Genomic DNA, 26,157 nt, shown 5'->3' on the forward strand with positions numbered 1-26,157 from the left:
TTTGGAGGAAAAATGCAAGAATCTAACGAAACAGCAACCCAACAAACAGACAGAATCAGAAATACCAGAATACAAAAATTAGCAGATTTGGCTGATAAAGGCATAAATCCGTATCCGTATTCATTTGATAAAAATATAAGTGCCCATGTTTTGCAAGAAAAATATAAAGACTTGCCTGCAGGGGAAGATACTCAAGACTCTTACGCTGTTGCTGGCAGGATTATGGCAATGAGAAATTCCGGCATGTTCATTGACTTGATGGATGATTCAGGGAAAGTCCAAATATTTTGTCATAAAGAAAATATGGGGCAAGATAAATTTAAAACATTAAAACTCGTTGATATCGGCGATGTTATTGGCTTCTACGGTACTGTAAGAAGAACTCCTAGAGGCGAGTTGAGCATAAAAGCTAACGACTATAAATTGCTATCAAAAGCATTGAAACCACTACCTGAAAAGTTTCATGGATTGACTGATGTTGAACTTCGTTATCGCCAAAGATATGTGGATTTGATTATGAACGAAGATTCTAAAGACAAATTGAAAAAAAGAAGCTTAATTGTTCAAAAATTCAGAGAATATTTGACAAAGCAAGGCTTTTTAGAAGTTGAAACGCCTATGCTTCATCCTCAAGCAAGCGGAGCTAATGCAAAACCTTTTATTACTCATCATAACGCTCTTGATATGGATATGGTTTTGAGAATTGCTCCTGAACTATATTTGAAGAGATTAATTGTTGGCGGAATATCTGAAAAAATCTTTGAAATAAACAGAAGTTTTAGAAACGAAGGTATTGATACTCGTCATAACCCGGAATTTACTATGATGGAGCTTTATCAAGCATATGTTGACTATAACGAAATGATGGCGTTGGTTGAAAATCTTGTTTCTTCTGTGGCACAAGATGTTTTAGGCACAATGAAAATTCCTTATGGCGATAAAGAAATCGATTTGACTCCGCCTTGGGATAGAAAAACAATGCTTGGTGCTATTAAAGAATATACAGGTGTCGATTTTAATGACTATTATACAAAAGAAGAAGCTTCTGAAAAAGCTGAAGAACTCGGCATTGATGTTTCAGATTGCGATAGCTGGGGAAAAGTTCTTGATGCTATTTTTGAAGAAAAAGTTGAGCCTCATTTGATTCAACCTATTCATATTATCGATTACCCGAGAGATATATCTCCATTGGCAAAAGTCCACAGAGATAACCCGAGATTGACTGAAAGATTTGAATCTCGTATCAACGGTTGGGAAATTTGTAACGCATTTTCTGAACTTACTGACCCGATTGATCAAAGAAATCGATTTGAAGCACAAGCAAGAGCAAAAGCAGCAGGTGATGAAGAAGCATGTGATATTGATGAAGATTTTATTAATGCTTTGGAATACGGCATGCCTCCTGCAGGTGGTTTGGGTGTAGGCATTGACAGGATTGTAATGTTGCTTACTAATTCCCCTACAATTCGCGACGTTATTGCTTTTCCGACCATGAAACAAAAATAAAAAAGCCAGAAAACCTACATATATATGAAAAAAACCTCTTGCATAATTTGAAAAAACAAATATAATAAGAGTTGTACACATTATGAAAGGGGTTTAATCCACATGAACAAAGAAGAATTAGTACAAGAAGTATCAAAAAAAGCTAAAGTTACTCAAAAAGATGCAGCTGAAGTTATCAATGCATTTATGGATACAGTAGAAAAAACATTGGCTAAAGGTAAAAAAGTTACTTTAGTTGGTTTCGGTACATTTGAACCAAGAAAAAGAGCTGCAAGAACTGGTCGTAATCCTCAAACCGGTGCTCAAATTAAAATTGCTGCTAAAGTTGCTCCTATCTTTACTGCAGGAAAGAAATTTAAAGAAACAGTTAACGCATAGTTACAGTTTTGAAAAAACATTTAAAAGGTCGTTTGAAATTTCAAGCGACCTTTGTTTTATATAAAGATTTTGTATTTAGTTAAATTATTTTTTTGCCGACTATAGGAGCAATTTGTTTTATTTCGTTGTAGAGTTTTTCAAAGCCTTGCGGGAATAAAGATTGAGCTCCATCGCACAAAGCGTTTTCAGGGTCGTCGTGGACTTCTATTATTAAACCGTCACAACCTCCTGCGACAGAAGCTTTACTCATTGGAGGCACGCTATCTCTTAATCCGGTAGCGTGACTGGGGTCAACGATTACAGGCAAGTGGCTTAATTTCTTAACGACGGGTATTGCTGATAGGTCGAGGGTATTTCTTGTCGCTTTTTCGTAGGTTCTTATACCTCTTTCGCAAAGAATAACCTCTCGGTTTCCTCCTGCCATAATATATTCTGCTGCCATTAGCCACTCTTGAATAGTTGCACTAAGACCTCTTTTTATAATAACAGGTTTGTTAATTGTTCCGAGTTCTCTTAAAAGGTTGAAGTTTTGCATGTTTCTTGCACCCACTTGCAAAATATCTACGTATTCAAGGAATAAAGGAATTTGAGATATTTCCATGACTTCGCATGTAACAGCCATATTATATTTATCAGCGACTTTTCTTATTATGTGAAGCCCTTCTTCTCCCAATCCTTGAAAGGCATAAGGAGAGGTTCTTGGTTTAAAAGCACCGCCACGTAATATCTTAACACCATAAGATGAAAGTTTTTTGGCTACAGCGTCCATTTGCTCGTAGGTCTCAATCGTGCAGGGACCGGCTATTACACCTATATTGTTATCTCCGAATTTAACTCCATTGATTTCTATAACTGTATCGTTTTGCTGAAAAACACGGCTAACAAGTTTGTATGGAGAGCTAATCCTAATTACTTCTTCAACGCCTTCAATAAGCTCGATATCTCTCGGGTCAATTATTTTCCCCCCGACAGCTCCGATTACCGTATGTATTTCACCGTGAGAAACATGTGCGTCAAACCCTTTTTTCTTGATAAAAGCAATAACTTTTTCAATTTGTTCGTCTTTAGCCAATGGCTTCATTATGATTAACATAATACACTCTCCTTACTGAGTAATATTATCACGGATAATTTTAAATTAACAGTATCGCAAAAAGCTTGTATTTCTTTGCTTAATTTGATAAGATTATTTTGCAAATGATGGAGGAAAAAATGAAAAATTTAAAACTCGCAGTTACAGCTTTAGCATTGTTGTTCTTTACTAATTTGGCTGCTAATGCTGATACTATTGCTTATGCAAACTTTAAAAAAATCGAATCAGAATATGCTTACGCAAAAGATTCTTATAAACAGATTGATAATAAGGTTCTTGAGCTTCAACAATATGTTATAGACAAAGATAAACAGTTCAAGGCTATTGATTCACCTATTCAAAAGAAAAATTTTGAAGAAAAAATCCAAAAAGAGTATAAAGACAAAGAAGATACTGTTTTGAAGATGAAAATGCAAAAAGAAGATGAAATATATCAAAACATTATGGCTGCTACAAAAGCAGTTGCCGCAATTAAAAAATATGATGTCGTTCTTGATTATAGAGTTGTCTTTACAGGCGGCATAGATATTTCTAATGACATTATACAATATCTGAATTCTGCACCAAGAAAATAGTATATAGATAGTTTTAATCACATAGAGAAGCGGTTTTATCGAGTCGCTTCTCTTGTGGCTCTAAAGAAAGAGGTCTCTGATGAAAATAGTTGATTTAATTGAAAAAAAGAAAAAAGGTCTGTCACTTTCCGAAAAAGAAATTAAGTTCTTTATCGATGGAATTATGAATAATACCATTGAAGATTATCAAACAAGTGCGTTGTTGATGGCTATATATTTTAAGGGAATGGATTTGGATGAAACCACATATTTGACTAAATATATGGTTGAGTCAGGTGAAATTCTTGACTTGTCTGATATTTCTAACAATATTATCGATAAACATTCAACAGGCGGCGTTGGTGACAAAATTACGGTTATGTTCTTGCCTTTAGTGGCTGCAGCGGGTATTCATTCTGCTAAGTTGTCAGGGCGTGGTTTGGGACATACTGGCGGAACCATTGACAAATTGGATTCAATTCCGGGCTTTAAAACAAATTTAGATATCGATGATTTTAAGAAAAAAGTCAAAGAGGTTGGGGCGGCTATTGCTTCTCAAACCTTATCCTTAGCTCCTGCTGACGGCAAATTGTATGCATTGAGAGATGTTACATCAACCGTTGATATTATTCCTTTGATTGCATCTTCTGTTGTGTCTAAAAAAATTGCATCAGGTGCAAATCATATTATTTTAGATGTTAAATACGGCTCAGGTGCATTTATTAAAACTCCCGAAGAAGCGGAAAAACTTTCTACGATAATGGTGGAGGTCGGTAAGCGTTTAGGGAGAAATATTTGTGCTGTTATAAGTTCGATGAATCAACCTTTGGGGCGTGCTGTCGGTAACGCAATTGAAATTAAAGAAGTAATTGAGTTCTTAAAAGGTAATATGTCTGAAGACTTGGAAGAATTAACCTTCGAGCTTGCTGGTGTAAGCTTTGTTAAAACAGGCATGTTCAAGGAAATTCATGAAGGAAAAGCTTATCTTGAAGAGTTGATTAAAAGCGGAAAGGCTTTAGAAAAGTTAAAAGAAATCATTGTTTCTCAATATGGAAATCCTGATGTAATCAACGATTACAGCTTGCTTCCTCAGGCGAAATATACGTATGAGCTTAAGGCTGAAAATTCAGGATTTGTTAAAAATATTGATGCTCTTTCTATTGCAAAAGCCTCTAAGGCATTAGGTGCAGGCAGAGAAAAGAAAACAGATTCTATAGATTATGCTGTAGGTGTTTATTTGGATAAAAAATATGGCGAAGAAGTGAAAAAAGGTGAAACTTATGCCACTATATATGCCAATAATGAAGCTTTGATACCTGATTCAGAAGCTTTGATAAAGGAAGCTTTTGCGTTTACTGCTGAAAAACCACCGAAGCAAAGTTTGGTTTATAAAATTATTAACTAACGTAAAGCGATTAACTTAAAAATAGAAACAATTCTCATTAATTCTCGTCAAACTACTTATAAACCGAAGGAGAGTAGTTGATATGAGTGTAAAAAACATTCGTGGAGAAGTGATGGGAGTTTGTTTTGCAGAATCTTATGAAAACAAATATTCAGCAAACGCATTGAAGAATGATTTTATTATTAAAGGAAGTGACGACGAAGAAAATGTAGAAGAAGTATCATTTAACAGTATTGCTCACAAAGACGATTTATTGCAAATGTATTTGAAAGATGTTGGCAAGGTTCGTCTTTTAAAAGCCGAAGATGAAAAAACGTTAGGAAAGACCATTCAAGAAGGTGATATAAAAAGTGCTTTAGTTGCTAAGAAAAAACTTGTACAAGCTAATCTAAGGCTTGTGGTTAGTATCGCTAAAAAATATGTCGGTCAGGGCGTTCTTTTTATGGATTTGGTTCAAGAGGGGTCATTGGGGTTAATCAGGGCAGCAGAGAGATTTGACTATAAAAGAGGATTCAAGTTCAGTACCTATGCGACTTGGTGGATAAAACAAACCATTGTCAGGGCTATTGCAAATAATTCACGCACAATAAGAATTCCGGTTCACATGGCTGATAAAATAAGAGCTTTAAGACGTGCTAATTTGACTCTTTCTTGTGAACTCGGCAGAGAGCCTACAGATGAAGAACTGGCAAAGGCTATGAAGCTTACCCCTAAAAAAATCAGCGTAATAAAAAAAGCCATGATGCGTGAGCCGATAAGTTTGGATACGCCGGTTGCGGACAATTTAGTTCTTGAAGATTATATTCCTGATGAGGTTTTTAAATCGCCTGATTTTAAGGCTCAAAAATATTTTTTGAGCTACGATATAAAGAAGCTATTAGATGAGTTGAATGAAAAAGAACGTATTATATTAATAAACAGATTTGGGCTTGATGGTATGCAGCCCAAGACATTAGAGGAGCTAGGGAGAAAATTAGGGTTCTCAAAGGAGAGAATTAGGCAAATAGAAGGAACTGCAATCAAAAAGTTGAGAGGAAGGGAAGAGTTTTATCATCTTAAAGATTATCTCAATTGATAATACAAAAGATGGTGAATATAACTCGAACCGGTTTAATGGGCGGAAATCTCCGCCTTTTTTTTTATTTCTACACTTAAAAGATGATAACAAAGTATAAAAAATATGCTAGAATTCGTGTGTTCTGTTTCGTATGACTAAATACAGGAAACAGAGACGATAGATTAGATAGGTATTTTCTATGGGTCTTTTTAAACAATTGTTCTCAAAACAGTCTGCAATCCTTGATTTTTGTCCCGAGGCTGTCTTTATTACAGATGTTGAGTGTAATGTATCTTACGCCAATCCTGCGGCTTTGTTTTTGTGTGGAGCTGAAGTGTCAGAAATAACAAGTTTGTACGATTTTTTCCCGAATGAGGATATAAAATTAAACGAGGAAAAACAGCTTAAACGAATTTTCTTTTTGAAATCAAAAAAAGGCGATGAAAAATACGTTGAGATTAAATCAGAAAAATTGCCCGACGAAGATAAATATTTGGTTGTTATTTTAGATGTGACGTCAAATCATAAAATGGTCAAATCCCTTGAGCGAAAAATTGAAGAAGACGAAAAAGTTAAATATAATAAAAATGAATTTTTGCACAAAATGTCTAACAATTTAACCTCACCTTTGCATTCTATTATCGGCTTTTCTCAAGCTATTTTAGAAGGTTTGGGGGGCGATATTAATGACAAACAAGAAAAATATTTGAAAATTATACACAAAAACTCATCCGAGTTGCTTCAACTTTTAGATAAAGTTATAAATTTGTCCCAAATCGAAGCCGATTTGTATGAAATAAGTTTTAAAAACTTTGATATTACCAATACTGCAAGCATTGCGATAAATGAAGTTAAGGCAAAGCTTGACGAAAAAAGACTTTCAATAGATTTGGATACAGAAGAACTGACGAGAAAAAATTGTTATTCTGATGAAACTGTTGTCAAAACTATTTTGCTTAATCTGTTAGAAAATGCTGTTCTTTCTTGCGATTTGGGTGGCGTTAAGGTAAAACTTGCAAATCCAGAATTTGAATATTTTATTGAAAAAGGAATAAAAGTTCCTACTGATTCAGAAAAAAATGAATTTTTATTGATACAAGTCCGAGATACTGGTTCCGGTATTTCGAAAGATGAAATGAAAGACATTTTTGATCCATATATACAAATTGATAAAAATGCTAAAAAGCATTTGTTGAGAGGACTTTTATTGGGAATAACAAAAGAATTTGTTAAACAATTAAAAGGATTAATTTGGGTTGATTCTGAGCTTTTAAAAGAGTCTGTTTATTCTATAATTATTCCAGTAGAAAAAAATCCTGTGCAACTTGAGTATTTAGACGATGCAGAAAAAAATGACTCTCAAGTTTGCTAAGAAAGAATAGTATAAAATGGCAAAAGTTGAATTAAAAAATGTATCAAAAATATACGATAATAGCGACAAAAAGGTTATAAATAAAGTTAGTTTGTCGATTGAAGATAAAGAATTTTTGGTGCTTGTCGGCTCATCAGGGTGCGGCAAATCTACCCTTTTGCGAATGATTGCAGGGCTTGAAAATATAACAGACGGTGAAATCTTTATCGAGGATAAATGTGTAAATAATATTCACCCAAAAGATAGAGATATAGCTTTTGTTTTCCAGAGTTATGCGTTGTATCCTCACATGACCGTATTTGAAAATATTGCATTTCCGTTAAAAATGCGTGGATATAAAAAAGATGAAATTAAAGAAAAAGTTTTGAAAGTTGCCGGTTCATTAGATTTAGATGAATTGTTGGATAGAAAGCCTAAGCAATTATCCGGCGGACAAAGGCAAAGAGTTGCTTTGGGCAGAGCTATCGTGCGTGAACCAAAGGTATTTTTAATGGATGAGCCGTTATCTAATCTTGATGCAAAATTAAGGGTTCAAATGAGAGCTGAAATCAAAAAATTACATCAAAAACTCCAAACAACGTTTATATATGTAACCCATGACCAAACGGAAGCTCTTACGATGGGCGATAGAATCGCTGTTATTGATAAGGGAATTATTCAACAAGTTGATACTCCTGATAAGATTTACAATCTACCGGCAAATACTTTCGTGGGTGGCTTTTTAGGTTCTCCTGCTATGAATTTTATTCCTTCTGAAATTATTGAGGGTGCTGTTGAAATCAATGGGGTTAAGATTTATTTGAATGATGAACAAAAACATCTTTTGTCAGGATATAATGAAGTTTTAATTGGAATAAGAGCTGAAAATTTATCAGAATATGTTCCTAATTGCGAGTTTAAAGCACCTGTTGATATCTCGGAGATGTTAGGTAGTGAAAGAGTTGTGTATTTCATAGCAAACGGCAAAAAATGTTGTGCTAAAATGCCTCCAATGACAGATGTTTCCGGGGATATAACGTTGAAAGCAGACTCAAATAAATTTTTATTCTTTGATACTAAAACATTGAATAGAATATAACTTTATTCTTTTTCATGTTTTGCAAGTTCGTCTAAAATGCCACGGATTGCAATTTTTACATGGGCGTAATTTAGCCCGCCTTGCATATAAGCAGCGTAAGGCGGACGAACAGGGCCGTCAGCTGAAAGTTCAATTGTGGAGCCTTCAATAAAAGAGCCACCTGCCATGATTAATTTGTTATCATACCCGGGGACTTCATCAGGAATTGGGGTTAAATATGATTCCACCGGAGATAATGATTGAAGCGTTTTACAAAAAGCTAAAAGTGGTTTTTCTTCACCAAATTTTATTGTTTGGATTATGTCTGTTCTGTGTTCTGTCGGGAGCGGCGTTGAATTAAAGCCTATATCTTCAAAAACTTGAGAAGCTAATATTGCCCCTTTAACTGATTCTGCAACAATTGACGGTGCCATAAAAAGACCTTGGAACATCAATCTTGATTGGTTGTACATGGCACCCCCTTCTGTTCCAATGCCTGGTGCTGTAAGTCGGTATGCGGTTTGGTCAACATATTCTTTTTTCCCTGCAACATAGCCACCTGCTTCTACAAGTCCACCACCGGGGTTTTTAATTAATGACCCTGCAATCAAGTCTGCTCCTACTTCAAGTGGTTCTAAGGCTTCGACAAACTCGCCGTAGCAGTTGTCTACAAAACAAATGCAATTAGGATTATTCTTTTTTGTTATTTCGACAATTTTTTTAATTGTTTCAATGCTCAAAGAGCGTCTTTGAGAGTAACCTCTTGAACGTTGGATAAGAATCATTGTTGTGTTTTTATCAATAGCCTTGTCAATGCCTTCAAAATCTATGTCAATGCCGTCTTTTAGCGGTACTTCATCATAAAGAACGCCATGCCCAATTAGAGAGGATTTTTTATCACCTCTTTTTCCGATAACTTCTTCCATTGTGTCATAAGGAGCACCGGCTACGGAAATGAGTTTGTCGCCATGTCTTAAATTGCCGAACAGACAGCAAGCAAGCGTGTGAGTTCCTGATACAAATTGAGGGCGAGCCATTGCTTTTTCTGCCTTGAAAACATCTGCAAATACTCTATCTAAGACATCACGCCCCATATCATCGTGACCATAGCCTGACACTGATGCGAAATGTTCTGCTCCGACTTTATTTTTTATGAAAGCTTTTAAGACTTTTTCTTGATTAATTTCTTTAATTTCATCAACAATTTTAAATTGATTAAAAACTTTATCTTCTGCTTGTTTAATTATTAACTTAGAGTCTTTCATTCTTCGTCCCTTAGAATCGTATCAATACACACTTTCAACCATAACTCAAAATTAATTTAACTTCAATTGCAAAATTTCTGTAAAATAATTCATTGCTACTATTTGTAATAATATTTTTTGAAGTAAAATATTATTATTAAATTAATATTATTTATAAATATAACGAGAGTAGAGAGCTAGAAACATATGAAAGAACTTAGAAATAAAGAAGATCAGTATAATGCTTTTTTGAATTATAACGAAACGAGGAAAAAGCCAAAAGATAATTTCGGCAAGACGATAATGGTACTCGTGTTGATATCAGTGGTGATGTCAGTGAGTGCTTTTTTGTATTATGTATTTACAAATGATTCAGAAGAAGCTATGGCGTTGAAAGAGTCTTTGATGGCATTTGTCCAAAAATACTTACCTTCAGATTCTAAAAATTTCAATTTGCAATTTTTAAACAGAAAACAAAATATTTTGGTATTGGGCGTTGATTCAAACGGTGAAAACAGTGATCCTTTTAAAGGTACTCGCTCAGATACAATATTGTTGTTTAATATAGACCCTCATACTCATAGTGTCAATGCAATATCAATTCCTAGAGATAGCAAGGTCTATGTCGCAAACGGGCATGGTGTGCAAAAAATTAACGCCGCACATGCTTTGGGTGGAGTTGAGACGACTAAAAAAACTATAGAAGATACTTTGGGCGTAAGAATTGATAACTATATTGTTATTAGCACTGCCGGAGTTCGTAAACTTGTTGATACAATAGGTGGAGTTCCTATTTATATTGAAAAAGATATGTATTATAACGACAATGCAGGCGGATTGCATATCAACTTGAACAAGGGTGTTCATGTTTTATACGGCAAAGATGTTGAAGGATATCTTCGTTACAGAAAAGACGGACTCGGCGATATCGGAAGGACTTCAAGACAGCAATGGTTCTTGAAAGCGTTAATGGAAAAATTGCAAACACCCGAAGCCATTACGAAGATTCCGGAAGCTTTAAAAATAGCAAATTCTTACATAAAAACCGATATGAATTTGTATCAGTTATCTCAATATGCTGCTCTAATGCGTGGTATCGATTTGGATAGCATTGAGGTTGCAACTCTACCGGGTGCTCCAAATAAAAAAGGGTATATAAGTTATTGGATTTTAGACCCTGAAAAAACTCAAGAAGTTGTAGATAGAATGATATACAGGCACAAAGCTTCTTATGAAGATAAACAGCTGGTAGCAGGTATTATGTATTCATTTGACAAAGAAGCAGAAGCAATGCGAATAAAAGAAGAGCTTAAAGAAAACGGCTACGAAGTTAATTGTATAGGTAGAGCACACTTGCCGCATTCTCAAGTTATCGGACATAATGCAGCGGTTACGGGTGAGTTTGTAAATTCGTTAAAGAAGAAGATTCCTGAAGTAAAACATTCTCAATTCGTCTACGACCCCATCAGAACTTATTGCGTAAAGAGTGATTTTACAATCATTGTTTCAGGTTCATAAGTAGCTGTTAAATAAAATAAAAAGAAAAAGAAAAGACCTTGTTGAAAGGTCTTTTTCTTTTAAACCATTATGTCTTCAACTATATCATCTGCAGATTTGCTAAAAGAAGACATTACATCATCAGCTTGTTTTGCAAGTTTATCAGGTTTGCCTTTTAAAATCATAAGACCGGCAGTAACCAAAGCTGCAATACTACCAATAACAACTATATTTTTAGCTGTTTGAGCTTTTTTTTCACTTATGAAAGAGTCACTTTCAATATGTTGTGAAGCTATAGGTGTTGATTGAAAATGTTTATTATTTTCATTTCTGTTAGGTTGAAACGGACCAAAGACATTGTTTTGGTCAACTGCGTTAATTTTCATATTACCCCTTTTCTTTTATTAAGTAGTAAGTATGCCTCGTGTTCTCAATATTGAGTAAAATAGTTATATTAATTGGAGTTTATGCTTAAATTTCATCGTTCATTATAGCATATTTTTTTGTTATGGCAACTACTCTTCTGGCTTTTTGTTAGTTGTGGTAGAATAAGAGCATGAGATAAAAGAAAAAGGGAAAATATGGAAGTTTTAAGAATTGCTATTCCTAATAAAGGAAGATTGTCAGAAAAAATATATGATTTGTTGAATTGTTCAGGATTGAATTTTCCGACAAAAGGTGATAGAACGCTTCAAGTAACAACTAAAGACGGCAAATATTCTATTATTTTTGTAAGAACGCAAGATATTCCGAGATTTGTAGAGGATAATGTAGCAGATTTAGGATTTACCGGCTTTGATATTGTAACTGAACTAAAGGCAGATGTAGACAAAATTATGGACTTGGATTTCGGTTATTGTGAAATGGTTGTAGCTGTAAAGGAAGAAGACGGGTACAATGATACTGAAAGTTTGCCTGAAAATATCAAAGTTGCAACATCTTTCCCTAATATTGCACGAGATTATTTAGAGTCAAAGGGTAAAAAACCAAAAATTATTGAAGTTTCCGGTGCAACAGAAATTACTCCTCGTTTGGGATTGTCTGATGTTGTTGTTGATATTACGTCTTCAGGGTCAACTTTGAAGTCTAATAGATTGAAAATTATTGATAAAATCCTTGAATCAACCGCTATTGTTATTGCAAGAAAAAATTTAACTCAAGAACAAAGCCAAATGACAAAGAGCTTGTTAAGAGCCATGGAATCTGTGATTAACGCCAAAGAAAAAAAATATTTGATGGTAAATATTCCAAAAGCCTCTTTAGGAAAGTTGAAAGAATTTTTACCAGGGCTTTCAGCTCCCACTGTAACAACTCTTTTAGGAAATGAAGATATGGCTGTAGTTCATGTTGTTGTTGATAAAGAAAAAGTATATGATAGTATTGAACACCTTAAGGCTATTGGCGGTCAAGGTATTTTGATAATGACAGTGGATCAAATGGTGAAATAAATGAGTAATTATCCGAATTTAGAAGAATTGATTAAAGTAATAGAAACGCTTCGCTCAGAGAATGGTTGTGCTTGGGATAGAGAGCAAACTCATTCTTCGTTGAAACGCAATATGCTTGAAGAAGCCTACGAAGCTGTAGATGCCATTGATAACAATGATTCCAAACACTTGCAAGAAGAACTCGGTGATGTTTTGCTGCAGGTTATTTTGCATTCTCAAATTGCAAAAGAAGATAATGAATTTAATATCGAAGATGTCGCAGATAACATTAAGACCAAGCTGATACACCGACACCCACATGTATTCGGAGATGTGAAAGTTAAAAATACACAAGAAATCCTTGATAATTGGGAAAAATTGAAAAAACAAGAAAAACCGCATAGAACCTCCTTAATGGATGGCGTTTCTAAGTCGCAAGCGGCTTTAATGAGTGCTCAAAAAATCAGTAAAAAGGCTGTAACCGTCGGCTTTGAATGGCAAAATGAGCAGCAGTTGCTAGATTGCGTTCATTCAGAGTTGCAAGAGTTTCAAGAAGCCCAAACTAAAGAACACAAAGAAGAAGAACTAGGCGATTTATTATTTGCAATAGTTAATCTTGCACGTTGGAACAAAATTGACGCTGAACAAGCTTTATTAAAAGCTAATAAAAAATTTATCAAACGATTTAAAACAATGGAAGTATTGTGTGATAAAAATTTATCCGATAATTCTTTTGAAGAATGGGATTGTCTTTGGAAAAAAGCTAAAAAGCAATGTTTAAAAGACTCAGATTAATTTTTGTAAAAAATCAGGAGTGCAATATTCAATAGCTTTTTCGTTTTGCGAATAAACTTCGTTTGTAGTAATTTTGATTATTCTTGAAATATATTTATCTATATTATTTTGGCAAAGCCATATTTTTACAATTTCGCAATTCAGTTCAGTAAATAAAATTATCTCAAAATGGCTAAATGTGCTTTTTAAAAAAGATAATGTTTCATCTTTGAGCGGTGGAAATGGAATATCTTGAGATAATATATTTTGTATATTTAAAATCCAATTGATATCTATTATTAACTTTGATTTCATATTTTCATTCAACTTCTATTGTTTTTATATTATACCCTACGTACGTATAGTTAGAACGTATATTTAATGAAAGTTTACGTTTATGCTGAAAATATGCATGAACAGTTTTATGTAAAATTGGGTAGAAGGATAAAAGAACGACGCTTAGAACTCGATATTACACAACAAGAACTCGCAGATAGGATAAATAAAGGCATTAATTTTGTGGGAAAAATAGAAGTAGCCTACTCGCGACCTTCATTAAATACCTTGTTGGATATATCAAAAGCCCTTAAAATAGATTTGAAAGATTTAGTTAATTTTTAGTGTGAAGTTTAGTTTTTTAAAACCGTTTTTATTCCAAATAGTTAAATTCAATATGTCCTATTTTTACGTTGTCACCGTCTTTGACACCGGCATTTTTTAGTGCTTCGTAGACGCCCATGGCGTTTAAGATATTCCGAAATCTATATAATTGGTCAGTATTTCTAGTGTCGGTAACGTTAGCAAGTCGAAGAAGTTTTCCTCCATCTACTACGAAAGAGTTTTTATCAACTTTATAGATGCTATAAGCACTGTCATCGTTATCAAAAGCACCAGTATCTTCTTCCACTTCAACTTCGCTTTCGGGTTTGGGTATTTCGTCAACTTTCTGAATAACAAAATCAAGGAAAGGTTTTATGTTTTGGTTTGTGGCTGCAGAAATCAAGAATACATCGTTAGCTAATTCTTTGAATTTTTTCAAGTATTTTTGAGCAGTTTCTTCATCTATGGAGTCAATTTTATTTAAAGCAACAACTTGATATACTTCAGACAATCTGGTGCCGTGTTTTGCAAGTTCATTATTTATGGTGTTGAAATTTTCGATAGGGTTATCTTGAGTCAAGTCGACGACGTGAATAAGGAATCTGCATCTTTCTACGTGGCGTAGAAATTCATGCCCCAAACCTATCCCGTCAGATGCACCCTCAATGAGTCCGGGGATATCAGCGACAACAAATCCATCGCCATCAGGCTTTTTTACAACCCCAAGATGAGGAACGAGTGTTGTAAAAGGGTAATCTGCGATTTTAGGTTTAGCAGAACTAATTACGCTTATGATAGTTGACTTGCCGGCGTTAGGCATACCTAATAAACCGACATCTGCGATAAGTTTCAATTCAAGTTCAATGCTTCTTTCGACTCCTGGTTCACCCGGTTCGCAGAATTGTGGAGCTCTTTTTTGAGATGTTGCAAAACGAATATTTCCACGACCGCCACGACCACCTTTAGCTATAAGTATAGTTTGTTCAGGAGTTGTAAAGTCAGCAATGATTTTGCCTGTTTCTAAATCTTTAACAATGGTTCCAATCGGTACTTTTACATAGAGGTCTTTACCGCCACGACCTATTTGGCTTTTTCCTCTGCCGTTTTCGCCGTCGTCTGCTTTAAATATTGATTTGAATTTAAAATCCATAAGCGTAGTCATGCTTTCGTCTGCGACAAGATAGATATCTCCGCCACGACCACCGTCACCACCTGCCGGTCCGCCTTTGTCGACAAATTTTTCTCTTCTCCAAGCGACCATACCATTTCCGCCTGTACCTGATAGTAACTTAATTTTAGCTTTATCTAAAAACATTTAAAATCCTTTTTGTTATTTTGTATTTAAAGAAGAAGATTTCGTCCTGAAACGAAATCTTCTGACTTAAAAATATTATAAACTAAACATAAGATGGCGTAACGCCTGTGTAAACTATTTATACATTGCATCAATTTTTTCTTTATATTTTTCGTAGACGACATTCTTTTTAATTTTTGCAGTCATAGTCATCATGCCGTTTTGGGGAGTAAATTCTTCCTCAACGAAATCGAAATTGGCAAGTCTTTCGTGGCTTCTGAAAGTTTCTCTGTTTTGGACTTTTGTTCTTAACTCTTTTAATATTTCATTTTTAAGTTGTGAATTATTCAAAGGATTGGTGATATGTCTTTTTTGAGCTATTTCGTTGATTGCTTCCATGTTAGGTACAATGAGGGCACTTAGGGCATTTTTATCTTGCCCGGCGATAACGACTTGTTTAACAAAGGGGCTGGTCATGCAGCTTTGTTCAATTGCTTCAGGTTCAATGTTTTCGCCGTTAGAAAGGACGATGATATCTTTAGCTCTTCCTGTTAAAACTAGGTAGTTATCTTCTGTAAGCCATCCGATATCTCCTGTGTTTAAGTAGCCGTTTGCCAATTTTACTTTAGCTGTAGCTTCAGGGTTTTTGTAGTAGCCTTTCATTATTTGAGGACCTTTGACCAAAACTAAACCTTTTTCGCCTTTATTTAGAGGTTTCATAGTTTCTGTGTCAACAATCATAAATTGAGTATCTTTGAAAGCAGGTCCGGATGAATATGCTTTGCAATTACTTTGTCTTCTGACGGATAAAACCGGTGAAGTTTCAGTCAAACCGTAGCCTACACAAACTTGAATTCCGACTGCTTTGAAGAAGTCTTCTATATGTTTTGCCATAGCTCCGCCGCCGGCGATGCCGGTAACGCAACGACCACCCATAGCTTCTTTAAATTTTTTGTAAATAACAAATTTGCCGAGAGCATCGATTGGTGATAGTGATAAAGATATAATTTGACTACACAATTTTTGAATAAATGTAGGATTTTGGTTATAAATGCAAGTTCCTTCAAGTATTCTTCTTGCGATTTCCCGTTTGCTTGAGGCGGAAATTATTGCATTAATAATATTTTGAGCAAATTGAGGTTTTTTCCTTAATTCTGATTGAATTCCGTCATAAACAGCCTCGTAAAGTCTGGGAACCGCAATGAGGTAGTGAGGTCTGTAGCGTTTTAAATCTTTTTTGAAATTTTTGACGTTTGTATAGCAAACATGAGAACCTATTGAGAAGATGTAATATTCGCAAGTTCTTTCGTAGGCGTGCCAAATCGGAAGGACAGCGGTTAGAGTTTTTGTTTCTTTAAGGTCAAGAGCTGCATTGCAACCTTCAATTTGTGAGGCAAGATTATATTGAGTAAGCATAGCACCTTTTGGGTTCCCAGTTGTGCCTGAGGTGTAGATTAAAGAAGCTACATCTTCGCCTTTAATTTCGACCGGTTGGAACTCTTTGTTTTCGCCCAAAGCCAAAAGGGAATCAAAGGTTTCAATTTTAAAATTATAATTTTTTTGAATTTTTTCATTACCGATATAGATGACAAATCTGGCAGAGTCGAGCAAATGGCTCAATCCGTCAATGACTTTCAAGCTATCAGTGACGAGGGCTTGGCTATCAGAGTGATTGTATATGTATTCAAGTTCTGCAATTGGAGCCAAAGAGCCTCGCAAGATATTAATTGCTGCGTTGTTAAAAATTCCTTGGTCTACAACAAGCCACTTGGAAGAATTTTCGCTGAATTGAGCGATATGGATACCTTTTTCGATATTTAATGCTTGAAGTCCGGAAGCGGCTTTCATAATGTCGTTATATAATTGGCGGTATGTTGCAGTGTAACCTGAATATGAATCTTCTACGGCGATGCAGCTACCGTATTTTTTTGCATTTGTTTTGAAAATTTCGTGGATAAATTTCAATTTTCTAACTCCTATTCTCACTGATTGCTAAAAAGGGTATAAACACACAAAGTTGCTAAAATCGTTTATTTTTTGTAAACTAATGTTAAATTTCGCAGGCAAAAATAAGCTTAAAAAGCTAGTTATGATTAGAGTCTGCTCTTCTGTCAGGTTTTAAGACTTGAATATTTCTTGTTTCAGAGAGTTCGTGTCTTGCGTTTTTGATTTTTTCTTTTATTTCTTCTTTTAGGCTCAAACCTGATGCGAGTCTGTCGATAAAGCCATGATTTAGTTTAACGGCTTTGTTTAGAGCACCGATTTCGTCTAAAACATCTTTAATTTCCATAAAATCATATCCGAAACCGTGTTTTAGTTGGTAGACAAGAGTTTCGCCTGAAGTAGAGGTGATAGGTTCACCGCCTTCTTCAAAATATAGCTTGAAGATAGATTTCAAATCTTGCATTTCAGCTTGAAGTGTTTGTACGGCACCTTGAATTCTCAAATATCTCTCAAAGAGATATTCGACGTTGTCGATTTGCTGAAGTTGCCAAGCGTATTTTTTTTCATAGAGTTTTTTAAGCTTAGGGTATGCCATTGCAAGTCCTACGGTATCAGCCATTGCTCTATGTCTTGTATCGTATTTGACATCGAATTTTTTCATAAGTGCTTCAAGTCCGCAAGATTCGAGGTCGGGATAGATTTCTTTAAACATCATTTGGCTGTCAATGCGTTGATTTTGGATACCTTTTCCGAATTGACGAAGGCAGGCTTCGTTGATATAGCTCCAGTCGAAAATTGCGTTGTGGGCAACTATAGGGTACTCACCGATAAATTCCATAATTTTCGGCATAATTTCAGCTTCCGTAGGGGCGTCTTTAACCATGTCTTCTGTAATACCGTGAATGGCAATGCTTGATTTCCTTATATGTTGTTCAGGATTGATGAGTGTTTGAAATTCATCTTTAATTTTGCCGTTTTCAAGCCTAACGGCAGCAAATTCAACCATTTTTTCTCTGGTATAATCCAGTCCTGTAGTTTCAACATCCAGTACAATTTCAATAATTTTCTTTCTTGGCATTGACAAATACCCCTCTCCGATTAAATTTTAGCATAAAATAATAAAAGTCACAAAAAAGTAATACTGGTATAAATTTTGTTAATTAAAAATTTAAAACCATGACAAAGTCATCCATGACAAAATTGTTGCCGATGGGCGTAATTATTGAGTTTTCTATTATGAACCCATATTTTTTGTAAGCGTTTATGGAATTAATATTATGTTTATTTACTGTTAAGAATAAGGTTTTTAGCCCCAGCGAAACAGCTTTTCTTTTGAGAAAAGCGATAGTTTTTGCACCAATACCTTTGTGTTGAAATTCATCAAGGAGGTATATTTTAGAGATAAAAAGGCTTTTCTTGTCCGGTTTGTATGCGAAGTAGCCGATAGTTTTGTTGTTTTCAGATATTATAAAATATGAATAATCTTCATTTTTTATTTGGTCTTTAATGGCGTCTTCTGATTGAAATTTTGCCAACATGTAGTCAATTTGGGCTTGTGTCAGGATTTTTGAGTAATGTTTGTTCCATATTTTTTTGCTGATATTAGCTATTTCTATATATTGGCTTTGCTCAATAGCTTCTGTGTAGGTCAAAGTGGTAGTCATTGTTGCCTTTCTTGTCATTTGTCACGATTAACGGCTTACATGTGTTATTGTTCACGAAATAAGAAGATTTGTAAATATGGACTTTTATTTATTTGTTTGGAGTATAATATTGTTGATATAGAATATTGTGCTAGGAAATCCGTTATGGGTAGAATTATTGTAAACAGGGAAAGATGCAAAGCGTGCTATTTATGCCTTGATGTGTGCCCTAAAAAATGTATTGAGAAAGACACTTCATTAAATATGAAAGGGTGTTATCCGATAACGTTTAACGAAGAAAAAGGATGTATCGGTTGTGCCGTGTGTGCCAAGACCTGTCCTGATTTAGCTATTGAAAAGGTCTATAGATAAATGATTAAAGAAAAAGAACTTTTAAAGGGTAATTATGCGATGGCTCAAGCGGCTCTCAATGCCGGTTGTCAAGCTTATTTCGGTTATCCGATTACGCCGCAAACAGAGGTCGGGGAATACTTGAGTGGAAAAATGCCTGAAATGGGCAGAGCTTTTGTATCGGCAGAAAGTGAAGTGGCTGCTATAAATATGTTGATAGGTGCAGGTTCGACAGGTATAAAAGCTATGACCTCATCTTCATCTTGTGCAATCGGACTTATGCAAGAAGGTTTATCTTTTTTGTGTGGTGACGAAGTGCCTTGCGTCTTGATGAGCGTTATGAGAGGCGGTCCGGGGCTCGGTTATATTCATCCGTCCCAAGGTGATTATTTTCAAGCTACCAAAGGTGGTGGCAACGGCGATTACAAACTTATCGTTTTTGCTCCTTCAAACGTTCAAGAAAGTATCGATTTAACTTATAAATGTTTTTATGTTTCTCAAAAATACAGAACGCCTGTATGCTTGTTAGCTGATGGAATGATTGGGCAGATGATGGAGCCTGCTGTTTTCGGAGAATATCCTTATCCTGAAATCGATCAATCTTCTTGGGCATTAGACGGTGCGAAAGATAGAGAGCCCAGATGTATTCGCACTATTGAGCGAGATCCTGTTGTGCTTGAAAGACGAGTTGAAAAACTATTCAGAAAATATGAACAAATCGCACAAGAAGAAAATATGTTTGAAGAATATAAACTTGATGATGCGAAGCTTGCAGTTACTGCTTTTGGAAGTATTGCAAGAATTACAAAATCCGCAATACGAAAAGCAAGAGAAAATGGAATGAAAGTCGGACTTTTCAGACCGATTATGTTAAATCCGTTCCCACAAAAAGAGATTGCAAAATTGGCATCTAAAGTCGATATGATATTAGATGTTGAACTCAATATGGGACAAATGGTTCAAGACGTCAGAGCTTCTGTCGAGACGGCTACTCCTGTAAAATTCTACGGTAGAGCTGCCGGCAAAATGATGACAGTCGAAGAAATATATGCTCAAATAGAAGATGCTTATACAGAAATGAGTGCAAAATAATGGAACAATTAGTTTTTGAAAAACCTAAATCAATAAGAGATGATTTTAAATTCAGTTTTTGCCCGGGTTGCGACCATGGTGTCGTCTTAAAACTGGTTGCAGAAGTTTTGGACGAACTAGGAGTCAGAGAAAATACTATTGCAGTTGCTTCAGTCGGGTGTTCGGTATTCTTAGATGATTATTTGAACCTTGATATAGTTGAAGCTCCTCATGGTAGAGCAACCGCAGTTGCAACAGGGGTTAAACGCTCAAAACCTGATAAATTTGTATTTACATATCAAGGTGATGGCGACTTTGCTTCAATCGGAATGGGTGAGTCTGTGCACACAGCTTCTCGTAACGAAAAAGTAAGTTCAATATGTATTAATAATACAACTTACGGCATGACTGGAGGACAAGCAGGTCCTACAACTTTGTTAGGGCAGGTCACAACAACAACTCCGAAGGGAAGAAAAGTTGAGATTTCAGGTTATCCTGTTAGAGTGTCAGAAGTTATATCTCAAGCTGAAGGAGCCGCTTATGTGGCAAGAGTCAGTGTTGATAATCCAAAAGCTATCAATGAAACAAAAAAAGCTATTAAAAAAGCTTTTGAGGCACAAGTTAAAGGCTTAGGATTTGGTTTTGTAGAAGTATTGGCAAGTTGTCCAACCAATTGGAAAATGACTCCTCAAGAGGCTCACGAAAGAGTTCGTGGCGAAATGAGTGAAGTCTTTGTGCCTGGTGTTTATAAAGATATATCAGAGGGAGTTTAAAATGGATTCAAGTTTGGTCATAGCCGGTTTCGGCGGTCAAGGAGTCTTGCTGGCAGGACAAATTATAGCGAAAGCATTAATGCTTGAAGGATTAAATATTAGTTGGTTACCTGCTTATGGTGCAGAAATGCGTGGTGGTACGGTAAACTGTACGGTTTCGTTTTCTGATGATGAAGTTGCATCTGCGTATATAGAAGTTCCTGAAAATGTCATAGCTTTGAATTTACCTTCATTTGAAAGGTTTGAATCGCAGGTTAAAACCGGTGGTACAATGCTTGTAAATTCTTCATTGGTAGATGCAAAGCCAAGAAGAAAAGATATTAATTACAAATTTATACCATTGACTGAAATTGCGAATAAGGTAGGCGAAATAAGAACTACAAACGTGGCGGCTATCGGTGCATTTTTTGCAACTTTGCCAAATTTTAAATTAGACAATGTAAAAAACGTGATTACAAATGTTTTAAAGAATAAAAAATCTCAATTAATTGATAAAAATCTAAAAGCATTGCAATCCGGCTACGAGTTTATAAAATCTAAAGCGACAGCTTTAGCAAAATAGTTTAATTATATTCATACCATTCAGGGTCTACCTCGTCTCTTTGGCGGCGGTATTCTTTGAGTTGGTTGTATAAATCAGGACGCCATGCTCTCAATAGACCATCGATTAAGCCGACGTCATCAGATTTATTCAGGGCGAAAGTCTGGATATCCCGTTGCCTAAAGTATCTGCTTGTCATGACGGGTATAGAACTTCCTGAGATAGCATTTCTTGAACTTGCAAGTTTAAGGGCTTCTATTCTTTGAGAGGCGGTGTTTTTGGGTGAATTAATACCGAGGGTATGTTCTAAAATTTCAATTCGGCTTAAAAAATCATTGGAGTCTTTTGCTTTACCCCAAAGTCTTTTTTCCATTGTGCATAAAGCTTTAATTTGTTCAGGAGCCAGATTTATTGCTTCAGTGGCTTGCTCTTGGGGGATATATTCTTGCATTTCTCCAGCGATGGCAGTCGATGTAAAAAGACAAACAATAAATATATATGCAACTAATTTTTTCACACTAAATCACCTGTAATATTTAGATATTACAAGCGGAAATAAATAATTATAACCTCTTGGAAGCTTTCAGAAAGGATATACAGATTTATCTTAGAGGTTCAATTTCAATTTGCACAGAGTTTTTATTACCTTCGTTGATGGAGTAAGTTACAATGCCGCCATCAGGGTCTTGGGAGTCTATATTCACTAATACAGAGGGATAACCGTTCTTTTGGTAAAACTGCATAAGCTCGCGACGCATTGTATTTATGTCGACGGGGGTAACGGTTGTGCCTAATTTTTTTTCAAAAACCTGTTCAAGTTCAGAGAAAGTGAAGGCATGGTTATTTACAAAATTGACTCTTTCAAGTACAAAACCTTGTTGTTCTTTGTTGTCTTGAAGAATTTTGGGTATTTCTTTTTGTCTGGCAAAGTTTCTTATATCTTGCATGTACATGCTGTTAATAGCACCTGCGTCGTATGAGCCCATATTTATGTATGCAAATGCAGGTGTTGCGATAGTTAAAGCAAAAATAAGAACAAATAAATTTTTCATAAAATATCCTTTTGAATGTTTTTAATATTATACCATGTTTATAGGTGCTTTGTGCAGTCAAACTCGACCGTATCTAGTATTTTTTGTAAAATGTTTCGTATTATTACATTTTTGTTTTATAATAGTTACTATAATTACAGTAACTATGTGAAAAGGTGAACTAATGAGTATAGAAATTGAAAAACTTGACAACAATGAAGTCAAATTAAACATTGCAGTAGATGCGAAAACAGCGTCAAAAGAATATGACAAGGCATGTAAAAAATTATCAGAAAGAGTAAATATACCGGGATTTAGACCTGGGAAAGCTCCAAAACCTGTTTTGGAAAAACATATTGGCGTGGACGCAATTCAACGTGAAGTTTTAGAAAACATTTTGCCAAATATATTTGCAAAAGCTATATATGAAAATAAATTGGATATCGTAACAGAACCGTCTGTTGAAGAATTTGCATTTGCTGATGATAAAGCTTTGACAGTTGTTGCTAAATTAGAATTAAGACCTGAAGTCAATCTTTGTGACTATAAAGGAGTTGAAATCGAAATTGAAGAATTTAAAAATGATGATGATTCCTTAGATAAAGAATTGGCTGTTTTAGCAGATAAATATGCAGAATTTAAAACAGTTGAGGGCAGAAAATCAAATGCTACAGATATTGTAAATATTGATTTTGATGGTGAAGTTGACGGCGAAAAAATCAAAGGCGGAGCTGCAAAAGGCTATACTCTTGATTTGGGTAACAGCACATTTATACCGGGCTTTGCTGAACAACTTGTTGATAAAGAAGTAGGTTCTGAATTTACTATTGATGTGAAATTCCCAGATAACTACCATGATGAAACAATTAAAGGCAAAGATGCAAAATTTGCTATCAAATTAAATGAAATTAAAGAAAAAGTCGCTCCTGAAATTAATGATGAATTTGCTAAAAAAGTCGGTAATTTCAAAAATGTAGATGAACTAAAAGCCGATATCCAAAAATATTTGGATAACACAGCAAAAATGGAAAATGACAAAAGAATTTCTACAAAACTATTTGAAAAAATCACAGGCGATGTTGATGTAAATATTCAAGAATCTATGATAAAACGTGAAGCTCGTGCTTTAATGGGTGAATTCCAACAAAGAGTTGCTATGCAAGGCGGAAATTGGGATGAAATGCTTGAAAAAGAAGGGCATGAAAAAGTTTGGGAAGAGCTAAGTACTGAAGCTAAAACCAGAATAAAAAGTTCTTTAATTATTGCAAAAATTGCTCAAGAAGAAAAAATAATGGTTGAACCGATGGATTTAGAAAGAAAAGTAGAAGAAATTGCAAAAATTTATCAAACAGATAAAATGAATATCGTAAAAGAACTTCAAAAAAATCAAAACTTGATAAATTCATTATCACAACAAATTTTGAGCCAAAAAGTTACTCAATTTTTGATTGATAACGCAAAAGTGAAGTATAATACTACTGACAAAAAATAAAAGATAAGTATACTTATATAAGAAAGGTAAAAAAATATGAGCTTTGTACCTGTTGTTATTGAACAATCAAGCCGTGGCGAAAGATCATTTGACATCTTTTCAAGATTATTGAGAGAAAGAATTATATTCTTGGGAACCCCTGTTGATGATATGGTAGCAAATTTAATAGTTGCTCAATTGTTGCTATTAGATAGTGAAAATCCTGAAAAAGACATTATGTTGTATATTAACTCCCCCGGAGGTAGTGTTACAGCGGGTTTTGCAATCTTTGATACTATGCAACACATAAGAGCAGATGTTTCAACAATCTGTTTAGGTCAAGCAGCATCAATGGGTGCTTTCTTGCTTGCAGCAGGAACAAAAGGTAAACGTATGGCTTTACCTCATTCAAGAGTATTGATTCACCAACCTTTAGGTGGTGCTCAAGGTCAAGCAACTGATATTGAAATTCAAGCTGCAGAAATTGTAAGAATTAAAAAATCATTGAATGAAATCTTGGCTAAAAATACAGGACAATCATTGAAAAAAATTGAAAAAGATACAGACAGAGATTATATCATGACTCCTGAGGAAGCTCTTGAATATGGTATGATTGATAAAGTTATCAGTATTGAAAAAAATAGAAACGACTAAAACTAGGAGAAAAGAATGGTTAACCACGATGACAGTCGCCTAAAATGTTCATTTTGCGGAAAAACTCAAGACCAAGTAAAAAAACTTATTGCTGGTCCTGAAGTATATATCTGCGACGAGTGTGTCGAATTGTGTAACGAAATCTTAGATGAAGAATTTTTCGAGAACAAAGATAAAAAAGAAGCAGCAGAAGAACAAAAAGAGGCTGACATTACCAGTGTTCCAAAACCGCATGAAATAAAGACATATCTTGATGAATTTATTGTTGGACAAGATGATGCAAAAAAGGTGTTATCAGTTGCCGTGTATAATCACTATAAACGTATAGCACATAATGCTGTAGCAAAAGGAAAAGACGAAGCAGGCGTAGAAATTCAAAAAAGTAACATCTTGCTTGTCGGACCTACAGGAAGCGGAAAAACATTGCTTGCTCAAACGCTGGCAAAAATGTTAGATGTTCCGTTTGCTGTTGCAGATGCAACAACGTTGACAGAGGCAGGTTATGTCGGAGATGACGTCGAAAATATCCTTTTGAGATTGTATCAAAGTGCAGATTACGACTCACAAAAGGCAGAACGGGGCATTATTTATATCGACGAAATCGACAAAATTGCAAGAAAATCTGAAAACCCGAGCATTACTCGTGATGTTTCAGGTGAAGGTGTTCAGCAAGCATTGCTCAAGATGATTGAAGGTACAGTGGCGAATGTTCCTCCTCAAGGTGGAAGAAAACATCCTCACCAAGAATTCATTCAAATTGATACAAGCAATATTTTGTTCATAGTCGGTGGTGCTTTTGTCGGATTGGAAAAAATTGTCGAAAGAAGAGCAGGCGAGGGTAGTTCTTTAGGATTTGGAGCTGCCAAACCTAAAACTCAGGCTGAAAAAGAGATTGAGTCAGGTAAATTACTCAAAAAATTGCAACCTGAAGATTTGCTTAAATTCGGCTTAATTCCTGAATTTATCGGACGTGTTCCTATTTATGCAGTTCTTGATTCGTTAGACGAAGATACGTTGAAGATGATTTTGACTAAGCCAAAGAATGCATTGTTGAAACAATATCAATGTTTGTTGAATATGGATGGAGTTGAACTCAAATTTGACGACGATGCTGTCAATTTGATAGCTGCAGAGGCTATTAAACGTAAGACTGGTGCAAGGGCATTGCGTTCAATTGTAGAAGAATTGATGCTTGATATTATGTATGATATTCCGTCACAAGAAGACTTGAAAGAGTACGTTGTAACGGCAGATATGGTGAAAAAGCGTAATAGTGGTGCAGATGTTGTGTCTTTAACAAGCAAAAAGTTGGAAGAAGCAAAACCTGCTACAACTGTTGAACCAAAAGAAGATATCGCATAAGCCTGATAGAATGATATAAAAAGAGAACTGCCTAAGAGTGGTTCTCTTTTTGTTTCAG

Annotated in this window: 28 protein-coding genes; 18 read left to right on the plus strand and 10 right to left on the minus strand. The window is 35.1% G+C overall.

Annotation, left to right across the window (positions count from 1 at the left end; genetic code table 11):
• Nucleotides 1-12: 12 nt before the first annotated feature.
• Both lysS and PHV37_04985 read left to right on the plus strand, forming a co-directional pair.
• Nucleotides 13-1,506 (plus strand): lysine--tRNA ligase, encoded by a 1,494-nt coding sequence (gene lysS, locus PHV37_04980; GenBank protein MDD3237433.1) that lies wholly within the window; start codon nt 13-15, stop codon nt 1,504-1,506.
• Between the two features lie 102 nt (nt 1,507-1,608).
• On the plus strand, nt 1,609-1,884 hold the full coding sequence (locus PHV37_04985; GenBank protein ID MDD3237434.1) for an HU family DNA-binding protein: 276 nt from the start codon (nt 1,609-1,611) through the stop codon (nt 1,882-1,884).
• A 79-nt stretch (nt 1,885-1,963) separates the two neighbouring features.
• Here PHV37_04985 and aroF read toward each other — a convergent pair whose 3' ends face one another.
• A complete protein-coding gene (gene aroF / locus PHV37_04990) occupies nt 1,964-2,977 on the minus strand; it encodes a 3-deoxy-7-phosphoheptulonate synthase (protein ID MDD3237435.1) in 1,014 nt (337 codons plus the stop codon).
• A gap of 119 nt (nt 2,978-3,096) precedes the next feature.
• Here aroF and PHV37_04995 point away from each other — a divergent pair, with 119 nt between their 5' ends.
• The 5 genes from PHV37_04995 (at nt 3,097) to ugpC (ending at nt 8,443) form a co-directional block, all read left to right on the plus strand.
• Nucleotides 3,097-3,552 carry an OmpH family outer membrane protein gene (locus PHV37_04995; protein MDD3237436.1) on the plus strand — a complete coding sequence of 152 codons (456 nt, stop codon included), beginning with the start codon at nt 3,097-3,099 and terminating at the stop codon, nt 3,550-3,552.
• A gap of 79 nt (nt 3,553-3,631) precedes the next feature.
• Complete coding sequence (locus tag PHV37_05000) at nt 3,632-4,936, plus strand: thymidine phosphorylase (GenBank protein MDD3237437.1); 1,305 nt, start codon at nt 3,632-3,634, stop codon at nt 4,934-4,936.
• Nucleotides 4,937-5,018: 82 nt separating this feature from the next.
• Nucleotides 5,019-6,011, plus strand: a complete 993-nt coding sequence (locus PHV37_05005; protein ID MDD3237438.1) for a sigma-70 family RNA polymerase sigma factor — start codon at nt 5,019-5,021, stop codon at nt 6,009-6,011.
• Nucleotides 6,012-6,192: 181 nt separating this feature from the next.
• Nucleotides 6,193-7,365: a PAS domain-containing sensor histidine kinase gene (locus tag PHV37_05010; GenBank protein MDD3237439.1), complete on the plus strand. Its 1,173-nt coding sequence runs from the start codon at nt 6,193-6,195 to the stop codon at nt 7,363-7,365.
• A 16-nt stretch (nt 7,366-7,381) separates the two neighbouring features.
• The gene (ugpC, locus tag PHV37_05015) at nt 7,382-8,443 is read left to right on the plus strand and encodes a sn-glycerol-3-phosphate ABC transporter ATP-binding protein UgpC (protein ID MDD3237440.1); all 1,062 of its coding nucleotides are present in this window, start codon (nt 7,382-7,384) and stop codon (nt 8,441-8,443) included.
• 2 nt (nt 8,444-8,445) lie between these two features.
• Here the strand turns inward: ugpC and PHV37_05020 are convergent, their stop codons facing one another.
• Nucleotides 8,446-9,687 carry a methionine gamma-lyase family protein gene (locus PHV37_05020; GenBank protein ID MDD3237441.1) on the minus strand — a complete coding sequence of 414 codons (1,242 nt, stop codon included), beginning with the start codon at nt 9,685-9,687 and terminating at the stop codon, nt 8,446-8,448.
• Between the two features lie 186 nt (nt 9,688-9,873).
• Here PHV37_05020 and PHV37_05025 point away from each other — a divergent pair, with 186 nt between their 5' ends.
• A complete protein-coding gene (locus PHV37_05025) occupies nt 9,874-11,184 on the plus strand; it encodes an LCP family protein (protein MDD3237442.1) in 1,311 nt (436 codons plus the stop codon).
• 59 nt (nt 11,185-11,243) lie between these two features.
• Here PHV37_05025 and PHV37_05030 read toward each other — a convergent pair whose 3' ends face one another.
• Entirely contained in the window at nt 11,244-11,549 is a 306-nt protein-coding gene (locus tag PHV37_05030; GenBank protein ID MDD3237443.1) for a hypothetical protein, read from the minus strand.
• 195 nt (nt 11,550-11,744) lie between these two features.
• Here PHV37_05030 and hisG point away from each other — a divergent pair, with 195 nt between their 5' ends.
• Both hisG and mazG read left to right on the plus strand, forming a co-directional pair.
• Nucleotides 11,745-12,611: an ATP phosphoribosyltransferase gene (hisG, locus tag PHV37_05035; GenBank protein ID MDD3237444.1), complete on the plus strand. Its 867-nt coding sequence runs from the start codon at nt 11,745-11,747 to the stop codon at nt 12,609-12,611.
• Nucleotides 12,612-13,385 carry a nucleoside triphosphate pyrophosphohydrolase gene (mazG, locus tag PHV37_05040; protein MDD3237445.1) on the plus strand — a complete coding sequence of 258 codons (774 nt, stop codon included), beginning with the start codon at nt 12,612-12,614 and terminating at the stop codon, nt 13,383-13,385.
• Here the strand turns inward: mazG and PHV37_05045 are convergent.
• Nucleotides 13,377-13,679 (minus strand): hypothetical protein, encoded by a 303-nt coding sequence (locus PHV37_05045; GenBank protein ID MDD3237446.1) that lies wholly within the window; start codon nt 13,677-13,679, stop codon nt 13,377-13,379. The genes mazG and PHV37_05045 overlap by 9 nt on opposite strands.
• A 66-nt stretch (nt 13,680-13,745) precedes the next feature.
• Between PHV37_05045 and PHV37_05050 the strand changes: the two genes are divergently transcribed.
• A complete protein-coding gene (locus tag PHV37_05050; GenBank protein MDD3237447.1) occupies nt 13,746-13,985 on the plus strand; it encodes a helix-turn-helix transcriptional regulator in 240 nt (79 codons plus the stop codon).
• Nucleotides 13,986-14,013: 28 nt separating this feature from the next.
• Here PHV37_05050 and obgE read toward each other — a convergent pair whose 3' ends face one another.
• From obgE to PHV37_05070, 4 genes are all read right to left on the minus strand, one after another.
• On the minus strand, nt 14,014-15,279 hold the full coding sequence (gene obgE / locus PHV37_05055; GenBank protein MDD3237448.1) for a GTPase ObgE: 1,266 nt from the start codon (nt 15,277-15,279) through the stop codon (nt 14,014-14,016).
• Nucleotides 15,280-15,393: 114 nt separating this feature from the next.
• Complete coding sequence (locus tag PHV37_05060) at nt 15,394-17,223, minus strand: AMP-binding protein (protein MDD3237449.1); 1,830 nt, start codon at nt 17,221-17,223, stop codon at nt 15,394-15,396.
• Nucleotides 17,224-17,341: 118 nt separating this feature from the next.
• Nucleotides 17,342-18,280 carry a 3'-5' exonuclease gene (locus tag PHV37_05065; protein ID MDD3237450.1) on the minus strand — a complete coding sequence of 313 codons (939 nt, stop codon included), beginning with the start codon at nt 18,278-18,280 and terminating at the stop codon, nt 17,342-17,344.
• An 82-nt stretch (nt 18,281-18,362) separates the two neighbouring features.
• Nucleotides 18,363-18,884, minus strand: coding sequence for a GNAT family N-acetyltransferase (locus PHV37_05070; protein ID MDD3237451.1), 522 nt, complete (start codon nt 18,882-18,884; stop codon nt 18,363-18,365).
• 126 nt (nt 18,885-19,010) lie between these two features.
• Between PHV37_05070 and PHV37_05075 the strand changes: the two genes are divergently transcribed.
• Genes PHV37_05075 through PHV37_05090 form a run of 4 tightly spaced genes read left to right on the plus strand, consistent with a single transcriptional unit; the run spans nt 19,011 to nt 21,602 of the window.
• Complete coding sequence (locus PHV37_05075) at nt 19,011-19,217, plus strand: 4Fe-4S binding protein (protein ID MDD3237452.1); 207 nt, start codon at nt 19,011-19,013, stop codon at nt 19,215-19,217.
• Nucleotides 19,218-20,288 (plus strand): 3-methyl-2-oxobutanoate dehydrogenase subunit VorB, encoded by a 1,071-nt coding sequence (gene vorB / locus PHV37_05080; GenBank protein ID MDD3237453.1) that lies wholly within the window; start codon nt 19,218-19,220, stop codon nt 20,286-20,288.
• Nucleotides 20,288-21,040: a thiamine pyrophosphate-dependent enzyme gene (locus tag PHV37_05085; protein MDD3237454.1), complete on the plus strand. Its 753-nt coding sequence runs from the start codon at nt 20,288-20,290 to the stop codon at nt 21,038-21,040. Before vorB ends, PHV37_05085 begins: the two co-directional genes overlap by 1 nt.
• A gap of 1 nt (nt 21,041) precedes the next feature.
• The gene (locus tag PHV37_05090; protein ID MDD3237455.1) at nt 21,042-21,602 is read left to right on the plus strand and encodes a 2-oxoacid:acceptor oxidoreductase family protein; all 561 of its coding nucleotides are present in this window, start codon (nt 21,042-21,044) and stop codon (nt 21,600-21,602) included.
• Between the two features lies 1 nt (nt 21,603).
• Here the strand turns inward: PHV37_05090 and PHV37_05095 are convergent, their stop codons facing one another.
• Both PHV37_05095 and PHV37_05100 read right to left on the minus strand, forming a co-directional pair.
• Nucleotides 21,604-22,098, minus strand: coding sequence for a hypothetical protein (locus tag PHV37_05095; GenBank protein ID MDD3237456.1), 495 nt, complete (start codon nt 22,096-22,098; stop codon nt 21,604-21,606).
• Between the two features lie 85 nt (nt 22,099-22,183).
• The gene (locus PHV37_05100; GenBank protein MDD3237457.1) at nt 22,184-22,633 is read right to left on the minus strand and encodes a POTRA domain-containing protein; all 450 of its coding nucleotides are present in this window, start codon (nt 22,631-22,633) and stop codon (nt 22,184-22,186) included.
• A gap of 163 nt (nt 22,634-22,796) precedes the next feature.
• On the opposite strand from PHV37_05100, the gene tig reads away from it, so the two are divergent.
• Genes tig through clpX form a run of 3 tightly spaced genes read left to right on the plus strand, consistent with a single transcriptional unit; the run spans nt 22,797 to nt 26,099 of the window.
• Complete coding sequence (tig, locus tag PHV37_05105) at nt 22,797-24,104, plus strand: trigger factor (protein MDD3237458.1); 1,308 nt, start codon at nt 22,797-22,799, stop codon at nt 24,102-24,104.
• A gap of 36 nt (nt 24,105-24,140) precedes the next feature.
• The gene (gene clpP / locus PHV37_05110; protein ID MDD3237459.1) at nt 24,141-24,737 is read left to right on the plus strand and encodes an ATP-dependent Clp endopeptidase proteolytic subunit ClpP; all 597 of its coding nucleotides are present in this window, start codon (nt 24,141-24,143) and stop codon (nt 24,735-24,737) included.
• A gap of 15 nt (nt 24,738-24,752) precedes the next feature.
• On the plus strand, nt 24,753-26,099 hold the full coding sequence (gene clpX / locus PHV37_05115) for an ATP-dependent protease ATP-binding subunit ClpX (protein ID MDD3237460.1): 1,347 nt from the start codon (nt 24,753-24,755) through the stop codon (nt 26,097-26,099).
• Nucleotides 26,100-26,157: the final 58 nt, after the last annotated feature.

The organism is Candidatus Gastranaerophilales bacterium, from assembly GCA_028693235.1.
In the GTDB taxonomy this organism is placed as follows: Bacteria; Cyanobacteriota; Vampirovibrionia; order Gastranaerophilales; family Gastranaerophilaceae; genus JAQUVW01.

What these genes read in the sequence shown, in the direction of transcription:
- lysS (MDD3237433.1), top strand. Translation starts at nt 13, where the DNA reads ATGCAAGAATCTAACGAAACAGCAACCCAACAAACAGACAGAATCAGA.
- PHV37_04985 (MDD3237434.1), top strand. Translation starts at nt 1,609, where the DNA reads ATGAACAAAGAAGAATTAGTACAAGAAGTATCAAAAAAAGCTAAAGTT.
- aroF (MDD3237435.1), bottom strand. Translation starts at nt 2,977, where the DNA reads ATGTTAATCATAATGAAGCCATTGGCTAAAGACGAACAAATTGAAAAA.
- PHV37_04995 (MDD3237436.1), top strand. Translation starts at nt 3,097, where the DNA reads ATGAAAAATTTAAAACTCGCAGTTACAGCTTTAGCATTGTTGTTCTTT.
- PHV37_05000 (MDD3237437.1), top strand. Translation starts at nt 3,632, where the DNA reads ATGAAAATAGTTGATTTAATTGAAAAAAAGAAAAAAGGTCTGTCACTT.
- PHV37_05005 (MDD3237438.1), top strand. Translation starts at nt 5,019, where the DNA reads ATGAGTGTAAAAAACATTCGTGGAGAAGTGATGGGAGTTTGTTTTGCA.
- PHV37_05010 (MDD3237439.1), top strand. Translation starts at nt 6,193, where the DNA reads ATGGGTCTTTTTAAACAATTGTTCTCAAAACAGTCTGCAATCCTTGAT.
- ugpC (MDD3237440.1), top strand. Translation starts at nt 7,382, where the DNA reads ATGGCAAAAGTTGAATTAAAAAATGTATCAAAAATATACGATAATAGC.
- PHV37_05020 (MDD3237441.1), bottom strand. Translation starts at nt 9,687, where the DNA reads ATGAAAGACTCTAAGTTAATAATTAAACAAGCAGAAGATAAAGTTTTT.
- PHV37_05025 (MDD3237442.1), top strand. Translation starts at nt 9,874, where the DNA reads ATGAAAGAACTTAGAAATAAAGAAGATCAGTATAATGCTTTTTTGAAT.
- PHV37_05030 (MDD3237443.1), bottom strand. Translation starts at nt 11,549, where the DNA reads ATGAAAATTAACGCAGTTGACCAAAACAATGTCTTTGGTCCGTTTCAA.
- hisG (MDD3237444.1), top strand. Translation starts at nt 11,745, where the DNA reads ATGGAAGTTTTAAGAATTGCTATTCCTAATAAAGGAAGATTGTCAGAA.
- mazG (MDD3237445.1), top strand. Translation starts at nt 12,612, where the DNA reads ATGAGTAATTATCCGAATTTAGAAGAATTGATTAAAGTAATAGAAACG.
- PHV37_05045 (MDD3237446.1), bottom strand. Translation starts at nt 13,679, where the DNA reads ATGAAATCAAAGTTAATAATAGATATCAATTGGATTTTAAATATACAA.
- PHV37_05050 (MDD3237447.1), top strand. Translation starts at nt 13,746, where the DNA reads ATGAAAGTTTACGTTTATGCTGAAAATATGCATGAACAGTTTTATGTA.
- obgE (MDD3237448.1), bottom strand. Translation starts at nt 15,279, where the DNA reads ATGTTTTTAGATAAAGCTAAAATTAAGTTACTATCAGGTACAGGCGGA.
- PHV37_05065 (MDD3237450.1), bottom strand. Translation starts at nt 18,280, where the DNA reads ATGCCAAGAAAGAAAATTATTGAAATTGTACTGGATGTTGAAACTACA.
- PHV37_05070 (MDD3237451.1), bottom strand. Translation starts at nt 18,884, where the DNA reads ATGACAAGAAAGGCAACAATGACTACCACTTTGACCTACACAGAAGCT.
- PHV37_05075 (MDD3237452.1), top strand. Translation starts at nt 19,011, where the DNA reads ATGGGTAGAATTATTGTAAACAGGGAAAGATGCAAAGCGTGCTATTTA.
- vorB (MDD3237453.1), top strand. Translation starts at nt 19,218, where the DNA reads ATGATTAAAGAAAAAGAACTTTTAAAGGGTAATTATGCGATGGCTCAA.
- PHV37_05085 (MDD3237454.1), top strand. Translation starts at nt 20,288, where the DNA reads ATGGAACAATTAGTTTTTGAAAAACCTAAATCAATAAGAGATGATTTT.
- PHV37_05090 (MDD3237455.1), top strand. Translation starts at nt 21,042, where the DNA reads ATGGATTCAAGTTTGGTCATAGCCGGTTTCGGCGGTCAAGGAGTCTTG.
- PHV37_05100 (MDD3237457.1), bottom strand. Translation starts at nt 22,633, where the DNA reads ATGAAAAATTTATTTGTTCTTATTTTTGCTTTAACTATCGCAACACCT.
- tig (MDD3237458.1), top strand. Translation starts at nt 22,797, where the DNA reads ATGAGTATAGAAATTGAAAAACTTGACAACAATGAAGTCAAATTAAAC.
- clpP (MDD3237459.1), top strand. Translation starts at nt 24,141, where the DNA reads ATGAGCTTTGTACCTGTTGTTATTGAACAATCAAGCCGTGGCGAAAGA.
- clpX (MDD3237460.1), top strand. Translation starts at nt 24,753, where the DNA reads ATGGTTAACCACGATGACAGTCGCCTAAAATGTTCATTTTGCGGAAAA.